The organism is Kribbella speibonae (assembly GCF_004331375.1).
Classification (GTDB): Bacteria; Actinomycetota; Actinomycetes; order Propionibacteriales; family Kribbellaceae; genus Kribbella; species Kribbella sindirgiensis.
This window is the reverse complement of record NZ_SJKC01000005.1, coordinates 246,719-260,116: the sequence shown is the minus strand read 5'-3', so window position 1 is coordinate 260,116 and position 13,398 is coordinate 246,719. Positions and strand designations below refer to the sequence as shown.

Below are 13,398 nucleotides of genomic sequence, written 5' to 3'. Positions count from 1 at the left end.
GCACACAAGACTTTGATGTTGAGTTTTGTGGGAAACCGCTTGTTAACGTGTGGTGCTGGCGCGCATCACGACGCGGTGCGGGATCATCACCCTGCGTGGCGGCGCGTCCTTGTCCGCCATCCGCTCGGCCAGCAGGTCGAGGGCCGCGGCGACGAACTCGCGCCGGTCGAAGGCGATCGTGGTCAGCGGCGGGATCATGAACTGACTGTCGAGGATGTTGTCGAACCCGGCCACCAGCGTCTGCTTCGGGACGTCGATGCCTGCGCTCCACAGCGCGGACAAGGCGCCGGAGGCCAACGTGTCGGTGAAGCAGAAGAACGCGTCCGGCAACTCGTGCTCGGCCAGGTACTTCCCCACCACGGTCGCGGCGCCCTCGGGCCGCCACCGGTCGAGGCTGATCTCGAGGCTCGGATCGTTCGGTACGCCGGCCTCCTCGAGCGCCTGGCGATATCCCGCGGTGCGCAGCCGCGACGCCGCCGTACCCGGGGATTCGGCCGATCCGCCGAGGACTCCCGCGCCGCTCGAGCCGCGCGGGATCTCCGGCGTACCGACGGCCGCGATCCGGCGGCAGCCCTGTGCCAGCAGGTGCTTCGTCAGGTCCCGGGCGGCCGCGACGTTGTCGATCGCGACCTGGCTCACCACGTCCTGGTCGACGTCACCGATCAGCACGAGCGGCGGCAGCGGCCCGGCCGTCATCACGGCGCTGTCGTCGAGGTTCACCGGGTTCAGGATCAGGCCGTCCACGAGGTACGCGCGGGCCTTCGAGAGCAGCTCGAACTCGCGCTTGGGCTCGGCCGCGGTCTGCTCGATCTGCACACCCCAGCCGCGCTCGTGGGCGAGCTCGACGACCAGGTGGACGATCTCCGCGGAGTACGGCCGGAGCAGGTCGGGCAGGGCCAGTGCGATCATGCCGGAGCGGCCGTTGCGCAGGCCGCGGGCGCTCATGTTCGGCACGTAGTCGAGCTCGGCGAGCGCGCTCTCCACCCGGGCGCGGGTCTCGGGCCGTACGAAGACGACGCCGTTGATCACGTTCGACACCGTCTTCGGCGACACCCCGGCGAGCTTGGCGACATCTTTGACGGTCGGACGCATGCCGCCCATTGTCACACCTGGCACACGTTGTCACGCAGCGTGGACTACCGCGTGACGAGCGCGCCGCCGTTCACGTGCAGGACCTGACCGGTCAGGTGGCGGCCGGCGGGTGAGGCCAGGAAGTGGATGGTGCCGGCGATGTCGTCGACGTGCCCTTCGCGCTTGGTCAGCGTCGCCTGGAGCAAAGTCTCGCGACGCTCGCCGGTCAGACGGCCCTGGAAGAACTCGGTGTCGGCGGTGAAGCCCGGTGCGACGACGTTCGAGGTCACACCCTGCCTCCCGAGCTCGGCCGCCGCGTCGACGTTCCACATCGCCAGCGCGGCCTTCGAGGCGCCGTACGAACCGGCTCCGCGGGCGCCCGCGATCGAGCCGAGATGCACGACAGCGGTGGTGAGACGTGGCGCCAGGGCTGTCGTCGTGAGGACCGCGCTGATCAGGTTGGCGTCGAGGTTCGCCAGCCAGTTCGCCTTCAGTTGCGCGAGATCGCCGTCCGGCCGGCCGAAGTCGGTGTTGCCGCCGGCATTGTTGACCAGGACATCGACGCACTCGGGCAGTTCGTCCAGCAGCCGCTCGACCTGGGCCGGGTCGGTCGCGTCGCACACCACTCCCCTGGCTCCGAGATCCGCGGCGGTCTTCGCGAGTACGTCGGCGCGCCGCCCGGTGATCACCACCTCGTCTCCGTCGGCACGGAACCGCTCCGCGGTCGCCCGCCCGATCCCCGTCGCCCCTCCGGTCACAACGATCGTCCTCACTGGCCACACCTCACGTTTAGCTCTAAATGTTTAGGTCTAAACGTACCATGGGTCCCGTGGCCGACAACTACCCGCTCGATGCCCCGAGTCCATACCCCGCCGCCGAGATCGTCACTCCCCTCTGGCGGCTGGCGAAGCTGTTCGCCGACGACCGGCGCCGGGTGCTGGCGGACGCCGGCGTCGACCCCGCGACCCTCGATCTGCTCAGCGTGCTGCGCCGCGCGGGCACGCCGTACGAGCTCAGTACGCGCGAACTGTCCCGCCGTACGCTCGTCACCGCCGGGGCGATCTCGCAGCGGGTCGCCCGCGCCGAGGACAGCGGCCTGGTCACCCGGCGCTCCGCCGGCGACGGGAGCCGCGCGGTCGTCGTCACGCTCACCGAGGCCGGCCACGACCTGATCGAGCGGACCGTCGACCAGGTCCTCACACGGGAGTCCGAACTGGTCGCATCCCTGTCCCCCACCGCGCGCACCCAGCTCGCGGGACAGCTCCAGGATCTGCTCGACGAGGTCGCGCGGGTGGCCCGCCAACCTTCCCCAGGACGTTGAAGGTTTTCGCCCATGGCCAGGAGGCGCCCGCGGAGCAAAGTTCCCATGAGCGGTTCAATGAGACCATTGAAGGATGCTTCCTGCTGACAGTCACGACGTCATCCAGGTGCGCGGCGCCCGCGAGAACAACCTCAGCGGCGTCTCGCTCGACATCCCCAAACGCCGGCTCACCGTCTTCACCGGAGTCTCCGGCTCCGGCAAGTCCTCCCTCGTCTTCGACACCATCGCCGCCGAGTCCCAGCGGCTCATCAACGAGACCTACACCGCGTTCGTGCAGAACTTCATGCCGAGCCTCGGCCGGCCGGACGTGGACGCGCTGCGCAACCTGTCCGCCGCGATCATCGTCGACCAGGAACGGATCGGCGCCAACGCCCGCTCCACCGTCGGTACGGCGACGGACGCCCACACCATGCTCCGCGTGCTCTTCAGCCGCGCCGGTACGCCGTACGCCGGACCGCCGTCGGTGTTCAGCTTCAACCGGGCCGAAGGCATGTGCCCGGTGTGCGAAGGCCTCGGGCGCACCACCGAGTTCAACCTCGACGAGCTCGTGGATCGGGAGAAGACCCTCAACCAGGGGCCGATCAAGGCGCCCGGGTACTCGGTCGACACCTGGCACTGGCAACTCATGGCGCAGTCAGGTCTGTTCGACCCGGACCTGCCGCTGAAGGACTACCCGGCCGAGACCTGGCAGCAGTTCCTGTACCAGGAGCCGATCAAGATCCGGGTCGGGAAGAGCAATCTGACCTTCGAGGGCCTCGTCACCAAGCTGAAACGGCAGTACCTGAGCAAGGATCCGCAGTCCATGCAGAGCCAGGCACGGGCGTTCGCCGAGCGCGCGATCCGCCAGGAGACGTGCCCCGAGTGCGGCGGCGTACGACTCAACGCCGAGGCCCGGAGTGTGACGGTGGACGGGCGGACGATCGGTGAGTGTTCGGCGATGCAGATCAGCGATCTCGCCGAGTTCGTTGCCGGGGTCAAGCATTCGGGCGTCGGGCCGATGCTGGACGGGCTCCGGCAGCTGCTCGAGTCGTTCGTGACCATCGGCCTCGGGTACCTGAGCCTGGATCGCGAATCGTCGACGCTGTCCGGCGGCGAGGCGCAGCGGGTGAAGCTGGTGCGGCACCTCGGGTCCAGCCTGAGCGATGTCACCTACGTCTTCGACGAGCCGACGGTCGGACTGCATCCGCACGACATCCAGCAGATGAACGACCTGCTCCTGCAACTGCGGGACAAGGGCAACACGGTCCTGGTCGTCGAGCACAAGCCGGAGACGATCCGTATCGCCGACCACGTCGTCGACCTCGGTCCCGGCGCGGGGCTGTCCGGCGGGCGGCTCTGCTACGCCGGCGACGTGGCCGGTCTGAAGACGTCCGGGACACTCACCGGGCAGTACCTCGATCACCGGGTGACCGTCCGGGACGACGTACGGCGGCCGACCGGGAAGATCTCGATCGAGCATGCGACGCTGCACAACCTGCGGGATGTGAGTGTCGACGTTCCGCTCGGCGTACTCACAGTCGTCACCGGGGTCGCGGGATCCGGGAAGAGTTCGCTGATCCACGGCTCGCTGGCGGGACGGGACGGCGTGATCATCGCCGGTCAGGAGCCGATCCGCGGGTCGAAGCGGAGCAATCCGGCGACGTACACCGGGGTGCTGGATCCCATTCGCGCGGCGTTCGCCAAGGCGAACAAGGTGAAGCCGGGGTTGTTCAGCGCAAACTCGGTCGGTGCGTGTCCGACCTGCAAGGGCATCGGGCTGGTGTACACCGACCTCGCGATGATGGCCGAGGTCGCGTCGGTGTGCGAGGACTGCAACGGCGCCCGGTTCACGGCCGAGGTGCTCGGGTACCGGTTGCGCGGCAAGAACATCAGCGAAGTACTGCGGATGACGGTGGCCGAGGCGCGGGAGTTCTTCACGACCGGTACGTCGCGGACGATCCTGGACCGGCTGGCGACGGTCGGGCTCGGGTACATCGGGCTCGGGCAACCGCTGACGACCCTGTCCGGCGGTGAACGTCAGCGGCTCAAGCTGGCCATCAACATGGGCCGGACCGGGTCGATCTACATCCTCGACGAGCCGACGACCGGGCTGCATCTGGCCGACGTCGACAAGTTGCTCGGCATGCTCGACACCCTCGTCGACCAGGGCAACACGGTCATCGTCATCGAACATCACCAGGCGGTGATGGCGCACGCCGACTGGCTCATCGACATCGGCCCGGGAGCCGGCCACGACGGTGGTCAGGTCGTCTTCACCGGGACGCCCGCCGACCTGGTCGAGAGCAGCCCGACGATCACCGCCGAACATCTCCGCGAGTACGTGTCAGTGGCCTGAGAAACGGTTGATGTCGGCGACTTCGCCGGCCACCTCAGCTGCCTCGAACAGCTCTACTTCGAGCGTCGCATGCGTCCAGCTGCCGACAGGCCGGCCCGCTCGCACGACGGCGGGCCGCATCATGCCACCGCCCGGGAAGATCGAAGCCGGCAGATCGAAGCGCCGGTTCTGGTAGCCGAGGAGGTAGGTGTCGAATTCGCCGAGCAGTCGTACGTCGGGGCAACCGGGTAGATCGTCGACGGCATGGAAGTCGGTGGTCTCGATCTCGAAGGAGGTCGTGGCCACCGCCTCCACGGCCCGGCGGGCGACTGGGACTGGCAGGCCCGACCAGGTGGCGAAGTCGCGTGCGGTGGCCGGGCCGTACGCGGTGAGATAGCGGCGAGCCAGGTCCTCGGGATCGCCTTCGAGGACCAGCGGCTTGCCCAACCAGTCGCGGACGGCGACCCAGGTTTCCCCGGGTCCGTAACAGAGGCGTCCGAGCAGCCCGGTGTGCCGGATGAGCGCGTACACCGCCTGGCCTTTCGGCTCCGCGATCAGCCCGGCGCGGACCAGTACGTCGGCCAGCTCGGCGCGATTGCTCTGTCCGTGCGCGAGCAGGTGATTCTCGAGTACGTCGGCGGCCTCGGCGCGGACGCGGTCCGGCAGGCCGAGTTCGCCGTACCGGCGTTCGGTGTCCTTGATCAGTTTCGGGCCGAGCAGGCCGAGCAGCGGACCGGCGTCCTCGGCCGCGACGAGTTGGAGGGTGCCGCGCATGAACCAGCCGCGGATCACGGAGCGGTCGGTTTCCTGGGCGGTCGCGACGTCGGCGAGCGTGGTCGCGGTCGATCGGGCGCGAACGGCGTACGCCGCTCCTCGCCACGTCTGCGCCTGGAGTCCCCCCGTCCGGCGCACGACGTCGGCCACCCCTCCGGGGCCGGCCTCGTTCACCGGACGCGCAAGGCAGTTGGCCTGCATCCTGGCCGCCAGTAACCAGTCCACAGACCTCCGCGCCACCCCAGCATGACACCACGAACCAGCCCCGTCCGCATCTCCAAATTTGCCTGGCTGACCCACCAATTTGCCTGGCCCACCCACGAAATGGGGGGGTTCCTCACCCGGAACGCGGGTCAGGAACCCCCCATTTGGTGGGTCAGCCAGGGAAATGGGGTTCGGTCAGAGGGTGGGTTGGACCAGGTCGGCGTATGCCGCTTGGCCGGTGACGTTGGGGTGGTAGGACTCGCTGACCGGGTTGGACAGGCCGTTGATCCATTCCGGGCTGCCGCAGACCGCGTGGCCGATGAACTTCGACGTCGGGTCCACGAACGTGAAGCCGGCCGCGCTCGCCGATGCCGAGAGCTTCGAGTTCAGCAGGTTGGCGGTCGCGTTCAGCTTGGTCATCTCGTCCGGGCTGAAGAACGTGCCGGCGTTGCAGTCGGTGCCGTTGAACAGCCGCGGGTACCCGACCACGACGACCTTCGCCGACGACGCGCGGCTGCGGATCGACGAGTACAGGCTGTTCAGCCGGCCGGGCAGGGCGTTGTTGATGATCGCGTTGGCGTTCGCGACGGCACTCGAGCAGTCGCCGAGCCACGAGGGCTTCGCGCACTCGGTGATCACCGACGAGAACCCGGCGTCGTTGCCGCCGACCTGGACGGAGACGATGTTGGTCGAGCTCGTCACCGACGACAGCTGGTTCGCGGTGACGTCGGCGACCCGGGCGCCGGAGCAGGCCACGAACGTGAGGTTCGCGCCGATCCGGCCGGCGTCGATGTAGGCGTACGCCTTCGTCGAGCGCTGGCAGGACCCGCTGCTCTCGATGTAGGTGCGGGTCCCGACACCGGAGGCGTACGAGTCGCCGAGGGCGACGTAGTTGGGCGCCGCTGCGTGCGCGACACCCGGGCTGAGGAGCATCGCGGCGCCGAGGGCCGCGGCGGAGAGCAAACTGGCGAATGACTTCATGGGGGCGGACCGCCTTTGCCTGAGCGGGAGGTAGCGACTGAAGTACTCAACGTCACCTTCCCCGACCAGCGAGTAACAAACAAGATCCTGGTAACAAATTCACCGTGGATTCCAGGTGACCGTCACCAACTGGACAAACCCGGTCCCGTCGGTAGCGGATAGCAACCGTCCACCAGTTGCACGCCCGCGGGTAGCAGCCCGCTCTCCACATAGATCGTGTTCGGCAGCGCCGCCAGCACATGAATGTGCGCACCGCCGCCATGCGACGCGTACGGCACCCCGAACCCGGCCGCCATCAGCCCGATCTCCAGGCAGTCCGTCACCCCGCCGGCCCGTCGCAGATCAGGCTGTACGACGCCGACACCGCCGCGCGCGATCAGATCCCGGAACGCCGCCTGCCCGTACCGGTTCTCCCCCGTCGCGATCGGGATATCCAGCTTCTCCGCCAGCCGCACATGACCCTCGGTGTCCCCGGCCGGCAACGGCTCCTCGAACCACCGGCAGTCCAGCTCCTCATACACCCGGCCACGCCGCAACGCCTCGGCATACCCGAACGCCTGGTTCGCGTCGACCATCAGCGGCGCATCCGGCCCGATCACGTTCCGGACCGCCGTGATCCGCTGCACGTCCACGGTCAGCGGCCCGCCGCCGACCTTCATCTTCACGCCCCGGAAGCCCTGCTCCATCGCCTGCGCCGACACCCGCTCCAGACCCGCGACGTCGAGCTCGAGCCAGCCGACCATCGCGTACGACGGGATCGCGGTCCGCTGCGCACCGAGCAGCTTCCACACCGGCACGCCCAGCGACTTGCCGAGCAGATCCCACAGCGCCTGGTCGATCGCCGAGATCCCGTACGACGACAGTCCCGCCGTCCCCTGGTAGTCGGTGAGCGTCTGCAACTGCTGCCGGATCCCGCGGATGACGGTCGGGTCCTCGCCGATGATCGCGGGCGCCAGCTGGTCGGTGACGATCTTCGCGAGCACGGCCGGTGAGCTCTCGACGCGACCGAAGTACGTCGTACTCTCGCCGCTCACGCCTTCGTCGGTGTCGATCCGGACCGTGGTGACGCCGTTGCGGTCGAGCAACTGGATCGCGTCGCGCACCGGATGGGCCTTGGGTTCCGACGTGACCTCGACGGTGACCGCGGTGATCTTCATGCACGCTCCGGACCGGGGACGGACAGTGGATCGAAACCGTACGGCAGCTCGAGACGGTGCCCGGCCATCAGGTCGGCGTCGCCGAGCAGGTCACGGGTCTTGCCGTCGGCGACGATCCGGCCGCCGTCCATCAGCAGGCTCCGCTCGCACAGCTGCAGCGCGTACGGCAGGTCGTGGGTGATCATCAGCAGCGTGACGTCGAGCCCGGCCAGGATGTCGGCGAGCTCGCGGCGGGCCGCGGGATCGAGGTTGCTCGACGGCTCGTCGAGGACCAGTACTTCGGGACGCATCGCGAGGACCGTGGCGACCGCGACCCGGCGGCGCTGACCGAACGACAGGTGGTGCGGGGCGAGGTCGGCGTGGTCCTGCATGCCGACCTGGACCAGCGCCGCGTGGACGCGGTCGTCGAGCTCCGCGCCGCGCAACCCGAGGTTCGCGGGCCCGAACGCCACGTCGTCGCGAACCGTCGGCATGAACAGCTGGTCGTCGGGGTCCTGGAACACCAGACCGACCTTGCGCCGGATCGCCGTGAGGTGTTCGCGATGGACGGCGGTGCCGCCGATCTGGATCCGGCCGCTGCCGGTGCCACCGGCGACCGAGCCGAGAATGCCGTTGAGATGCAGCACGAGTGTGGTCTTGCCGGCGCCGTTCGGACCGAGCAGCGCGACCCGCTCGCCGCGCTCGACGGTGAAGTCGACGCCGAACAACGCCTGCCGCCCATCGGGGTAGGCGAACACCAACCGCTCGACCTGAATCGCAGGACCGCTCACAAGCTCACCACCCTAGCCGCGACCGCGATCGCCACCGCGGCCAGGGAGATCGCCAGACCCTCCAGCCACTGCGCGCGGGTCGCGCCCGAGACGCTCAGCAGCGGCATCCGTCCGGTGTAGCCGCGCGAGCGCATCGCCAGATGGACGCGCTCACCACGCTCGAAGCTGCGGACGAACAGGGCGCCGACTCCCCCGGCGACCGCCTTCAGATGACCGACCTTCCCGCCGGTGTACCCACGGGACTCCCGAGCGACCCGCATCCGGTGCAGGTCGTCCGACACCACGCTCAGGTACCGAACCATGAACGAGAGGATCGCCACCAGGGTCGACGGCAGTCGCAGCCGTTCGAGCCCGGCCAGCAGGTCGCGCGGCGCGGTCGTCGCCGACAGCAGGATCGCGGCGATCACCCCGAGCGTGCCCTTCGCCAGCACGTTCCAGGCGCCGAGCACGCCCGACTGGGACAGCTGCAGCCCGAGTACGTCGACCTGCGGGCCGGTCGCGACGAACGGCAGCAGCAACGCGAACACGATGAACGGGGTCTCGACCGCGAGCCGTCGCGACACCACGGTCGCCGGCAACTTCGCCACGGCAACAGCCGCGACGAGCATCACGGCGTACACCCCGAACGCCCAGAAGATCGCGGCCGGGGTGGAGACGACGGCGAGCACGAACACGAACAGCGCGACAAGCTTCACCTGCGCCGGGACGCGATGCACCGGACTGTCGACCGCAACGAGCAGCCCGTCCCCGCTCATGATGCTTTGTTGGTCCGGAGCGAGGCGAGTTTGGCGATCGCGAGGCCGACGACGATCGTCACCAGGACGCCGATGATCCCGGCCAGCGCGCCGGACACCTGGGCGTTGCCGATGCCGTGTACGCCGTAATCGGCCAGCGGACTGCCCGCGACGGCCGAGCTCTTCGCGGCGCCCTCGAACCCGAGCTTGGCGCCGACGAACTCCAGCCCGTCGGGGTGCGCGCTCGCGAACAGACTCAGCCCGCCCGCGACGAGCAGCGTCACTGCGATCCCGACACCGAGCGAGCGGCCGGCCGGCTTGGCGGCAATCGGCCGGTCCGGGGACACCGTCGAAGTGTTGCCGTCGGCATCGACCAGGACCAGGTCCTGCTGCAGGTGCCGAGCGGCGTACACGAGATCCGGCCGGGTCGCGACGACCGCGCTCAGCACCGCCGCGGTGATCACGGCCTCGCCGATGCCGACCAGGATGTGCCAGCCGACCATCGCGGTCGCGAGTTTCCCGAGCGGGATGTCGACCGCGCCGCCGATCGAGTACAGCCCGGTGAAGGCCAGGGCCGCGACCGGCACCGACACCAGCGCGCCGACAGTCGCCGCAGGGACCACGCTGCCCACCCGGCGCGGCAGGACCTTCAGCAGCGCCCGCGTCAGGAAGTACCCGACGAGCACGGTGATGAGGCCCATCAACGTGATGTTCGTACCCAGCGCCGTCAACCCGCCGTCGGCGAACAACAGCCCTTGCACCAGCAGCACCGTCGACATCACCAGGACCGCGGTCCACGGCCCCACCAGTGCCGCCGCGAGCGCACCTCCGAGCAGGTGACCGCTGGTCCCCGCGCCGACCGGGAAGTTCACCATCTGCACCGCGAACACGAATGCCGCGGTCAGCCCGGCCAGCGCCGGACCGGTCTCGCGGAGCTCACGGTTCGCCCGCTGCAGGCTGAAGCCGACCGCCCCGGCCGCGATCAGGCCGGTGGCGACTGAGGTGGGCGCGTTGAAGAAGCCGTCAGGAACATGCACGCGAATATCTTGATCTTCTTGCGACCCGATCGCAACAAGGAACTCCTACAACGGCCGGAGAGCCTCACCGATCGCGCGGTGGAACGTCGGATACGCGTAGATCATCTGACGCAGAGTGCTCACCGGTACCGCTGCGTGTACCGCGACCGCCAGCGCACTGAGCACCTCGCCGCCGGTCGGGCCCGCGCTCGTCGCCCCGACCAGCACGCCCCGGTCGGCGTCCATGACGACCTTGATGAACCCCTCGTTGCCGGCCTTGTGGATCCAGCCGCGGGTCGAGGCCGGAATCGGGGTCGACCCCGTCCGTACGTTCAGCCCCGCGTCCCGGGCCTGCTTCTCGGTCAGCCCGACCGCCCCGATCTCCGGGTCGGTGAACGTGACCCGCGGCATCGCGTGGTAGCTCGCGGTCGGCGCATCCGCCTCCTGCAGGATGTCGCGCACCGCGATGTCGGCCTGGTACATCGCGTTGTGGGTGAACGCACCGACCCCGGTGACGTCGCCGACCGCCCAGACCTTGTCGCCGGCGCGGACGTGCTCGTCGACCTCGACCCGCCGCGCCGACGGGTCCAGACCGAGCTTGTCCAGTCCGAGCTCCGCCGTCGCGACCCGCCGACCGGTTGCCACCAGCAACTTCTCGCCGCTCGCCGTCGCCCCGTCCGCGAGCGTGACGGTGAACGTGCCGTCGGCGTACCCGACCTGCTGGGCGTGCGCGCCGAGGCGGAAGGTCACGCCGTCGCGCGCCAGCGCCTCACGGGCGAGCTCGCCCGACTCCGGCTCCTCCATCGACAGCACCTCAGGAGCACCCTCGACCACGGTGACCTGGACGCCGAAGCGCGCGAACACCTGCGCCAGCTCCATACCGATCGCGCCGCCGCCCAGCACCACCAGGGACGCGGGCAGCGTCTCGGCCTCGATCGCCTCACGGTTCGTCCAATACGGCGTACCGGCCAGCCCGTCGATCGGCGGCACCGACGGGACCGTCCCGGTGGCGATCACGATGCCGCGGGCCGCCTCGTACTCGGTATCACCGGCGCGGACTGTGTTCGGGCCGGTGATGGTGGCGACGTCCTTGATGACGGTGGCGCCCTTGTTCACCAGGCGGTCGACGGCGACCTGGTCGTTCCAGGTGTCGGTCGCCTCCTCGCGGATCCGCTTCGCGACCGGCGCCCAGTCCGGCTGCACGGTCGCCGTACCGGCGATGCCGTCGACGCGACGGGTCTCCGCGATCAGGTTCGCGGCGCGAATCATCATCTTGCTCGGGATGCACCCGTAGTACGGGCACTCACCGCCGACCAGGCGGGATTCGATCCCGACCACGCGCAGCCCGGCCTGCGCCAGCCTCCCAGCCGTCTCCTCCCCGCCGACCCCGAGCCCCACCACGACGACATCCACCTGTTCAGCCATGCCGCCCAATCTCCCAGAGCAGCACGGACCGGCCAAGTCTCCACCCGGCGCGTCATCGCACCGTAAGCAGCCGTTCACCACCGGCCACTAGCGTTCCGTTCTCGTAGAAGTGAGGACAAAGTTGTTCGATTTCTCTGAGCTCGGCACCATCGATCTCGGCACCGTCATCGCCCTCGTCTCGCTCCTCGGTACGTCGATCGTGTGGCTGCTCGACCGGTACCTGTGGCGCCGCAAACGGCTCGTGTACCGGGTCCAGGTGGACGCGCAGATCGGCGTCCACCCGAGCCAGAAGCGCGCCCGCGAGATGGTCGACATCGAGGTGGTACACCAGGGCCAGGCGGTCCAGGAGCCGAGCATCGTGCTGCTCCGCGTGGACAACGCCGGCACCGACATCGACGCCCGCGACATGCAGGGCGAGGTCGAGTTCAGCTTCCCGGGCCGCAAGATCGTCCGGATGAAGGTGGTCGAGTCGCATCCGCCCAAACTCGGCGACCTGATCGAGAAGGACCTGAAGCCGGCCGAGTACGTCGACACCGACACGATCACGGTGCCGAAACTCGCGATCAACCGCGGCGACCACTTCAAGTTCCTGCTCGTGCTGTCCGGGAAGGGCAAGGACGTCACGCACTCCGGCTACCTGGCCGGCGGGGCGAACGGCGGTGTCTACCACGAGCCGCGGCCGCGCGGACCGGGTCGCCGGACCCTCATCTTCGGCGCGACGACGCTGGTGCTCGTCGGCGCGTTCGTCGCGTTCTTCCTCGTCGATGTCCTGCAGCCGCCGGACAACTGCTCGTCGGGGCAGCTCCGGGTCAGCGGGTCGACGGCGGTGGAGCCGACGATGACCGAGCTGCGCAGCGCGTACGCGAGCGAGTGCTCACAGGCAGACATCGTGATCGCGTCCAACGGCAGCCTCCGCGGCGTCCAGGACCTCGCCAACCTCGGGGCGAAGGACCCGGTCGCGGCGAGCAAGGTGATCGCGATGTCGGACGGGCCCGCGCAGGATTCGCCGAGCCTCAACGGCGAGGCGGTCGCGGTCGTCGTGTTCGCCGTCGTCGTCAACCGCTCGGCCGGCGTCACCGGACTGACCGCGGCCGAACTCCGCGACATCTACACCGGCAAGGTCACCAACTGGAACCAGCTCGGTGGTGAGAACCTGCCGATCCGGATGGTCAGCCGGGTCGGCCCCGACTCCGGCTCGCGGCGGGTGTTCCGGGAGAAGGTGCTCGGTGGCGTCCAGGAGCTGGGGATCACCTCCGACGACTGCCGTCGCGACGACGACGCGGCCGCGGCGAAGTACCACCGGTGCGAGGTCGGTACGACGGACGAGCTGCTCGCCCGGGTGAACGACATCGACGGTGCGATCGGGTACGCCGAACTCGGTACGGCACGGAAGTTCCCGGAACTCGCCGCGGTCACGATCGACAACGTCGTACCGGACACGTCGAAGGTGGCGGACCGGTCGTACAAGTTCTGGGAGGTCGAGCACGCGTACACGTACCAGGCGCCGGACGCGAAGTCGCTGACCGCTGCATTTCTCGACTACATGCGCTCGACGCAGGCGCGGCCCGTGCTGGAGCGCGGCGGGCTCGTGCCGTGCGGTGAGCTGCCACCGGGGTTCTGCGGCTAATGTG

Annotated in this window: 12 protein-coding genes; 3 read left to right on the top strand and 9 right to left on the bottom strand. The window is 69.1% G+C overall.

Translation table 11 applies throughout. The annotated features are described in order from the left end of the window. Window positions 1–42: 42 nt before the first annotated feature. Entirely contained in the window at window positions 43–1,092 is a 1,050-nt protein-coding gene (locus tag E0H92_RS32445; protein ID WP_131461529.1) for a LacI family DNA-binding transcriptional regulator, read from the bottom strand. Between the two features lie 44 nt (window positions 1,093–1,136). Further along, the gene (locus E0H92_RS32440; RefSeq protein ID WP_202873942.1) at window positions 1,137–1,844 is read right to left on the bottom strand and encodes an SDR family NAD(P)-dependent oxidoreductase; all 708 of its coding nucleotides are present in this window, start codon (window positions 1,842–1,844) and stop codon (window positions 1,137–1,139) included. A 47-nt stretch (window positions 1,845–1,891) separates the two neighbouring features. Here E0H92_RS32440 and E0H92_RS32435 point away from each other — a divergent pair, with 47 nt between their 5' ends. Both E0H92_RS32435 and E0H92_RS32430 read left to right on the top strand, forming a co-directional pair. Continuing rightward, window positions 1,892–2,392: a MarR family winged helix-turn-helix transcriptional regulator gene (locus E0H92_RS32435; RefSeq protein WP_238173692.1), complete on the top strand. Its 501-nt coding sequence runs from the start codon at window positions 1,892–1,894 to the stop codon at window positions 2,390–2,392. Between the two features lie 73 nt (window positions 2,393–2,465). Further along, on the top strand, window positions 2,466–4,727 hold the full coding sequence (locus E0H92_RS32430; protein ID WP_131461527.1) for an ATP-binding cassette domain-containing protein: 2,262 nt from the start codon (window positions 2,466–2,468) through the stop codon (window positions 4,725–4,727). On the opposite strand, the gene E0H92_RS32425 is transcribed toward E0H92_RS32430, so the two are convergent. The 7 genes from E0H92_RS32425 to E0H92_RS32395 all read right to left on the bottom strand — a co-directional run bounded on the left by E0H92_RS32425 (window position 4,716) and on the right by E0H92_RS32395 (window position 11,767). Next, window positions 4,716–5,705, bottom strand: a complete 990-nt coding sequence (locus E0H92_RS32425) for a winged helix DNA-binding domain-containing protein (protein WP_131498935.1) — start codon at window positions 5,703–5,705, stop codon at window positions 4,716–4,718. The two genes, E0H92_RS32430 and E0H92_RS32425, sit on opposite strands and share 12 nt — an antisense overlap. Window positions 5,706–5,879: 174 nt before the next feature. Further along, window positions 5,880–6,665, bottom strand: a complete 786-nt coding sequence (locus E0H92_RS32420) for an SGNH/GDSL hydrolase family protein (RefSeq protein WP_131498934.1) — start codon at window positions 6,663–6,665, stop codon at window positions 5,880–5,882. Between the two features lie 122 nt (window positions 6,666–6,787). Continuing rightward, window positions 6,788–7,822, bottom strand: coding sequence for a mandelate racemase/muconate lactonizing enzyme family protein (locus tag E0H92_RS32415; protein ID WP_131498933.1), 1,035 nt, complete (start codon window positions 7,820–7,822; stop codon window positions 6,788–6,790). Beyond that, window positions 7,819–8,592, bottom strand: a complete 774-nt coding sequence (locus E0H92_RS32410; protein WP_131498932.1) for an energy-coupling factor ABC transporter ATP-binding protein — start codon at window positions 8,590–8,592, stop codon at window positions 7,819–7,821. The genes E0H92_RS32415 and E0H92_RS32410 overlap by 4 nt, the downstream gene beginning before the upstream one ends. Beyond that, complete coding sequence (cbiQ, locus tag E0H92_RS32405; RefSeq protein ID WP_131498931.1) at window positions 8,589–9,347, bottom strand: cobalt ECF transporter T component CbiQ; 759 nt, start codon at window positions 9,345–9,347, stop codon at window positions 8,589–8,591. The genes E0H92_RS32410 and cbiQ overlap by 4 nt, the downstream gene beginning before the upstream one ends. Next, window positions 9,344–10,363, bottom strand: coding sequence for an energy-coupling factor ABC transporter permease (locus E0H92_RS32400; protein WP_131498930.1), 1,020 nt, complete (start codon window positions 10,361–10,363; stop codon window positions 9,344–9,346). Before E0H92_RS32400 ends, cbiQ begins: the two co-directional genes overlap by 4 nt. Before the next feature lie 45 nt (window positions 10,364–10,408). Continuing rightward, window positions 10,409–11,767: a dihydrolipoyl dehydrogenase family protein gene (locus E0H92_RS32395; protein WP_131498929.1), complete on the bottom strand. Its 1,359-nt coding sequence runs from the start codon at window positions 11,765–11,767 to the stop codon at window positions 10,409–10,411. Window positions 11,768–11,888: 121 nt separating this feature from the next. Between E0H92_RS32395 and E0H92_RS32390 the strand changes: the two genes are divergently transcribed. Beyond that, window positions 11,889–13,394, top strand: coding sequence for a PstS family phosphate ABC transporter substrate-binding protein (locus tag E0H92_RS32390; protein WP_131498928.1), 1,506 nt, complete (start codon window positions 11,889–11,891; stop codon window positions 13,392–13,394). The last annotated feature ends 4 nt before the right edge of the window (window positions 13,395–13,398 follow it).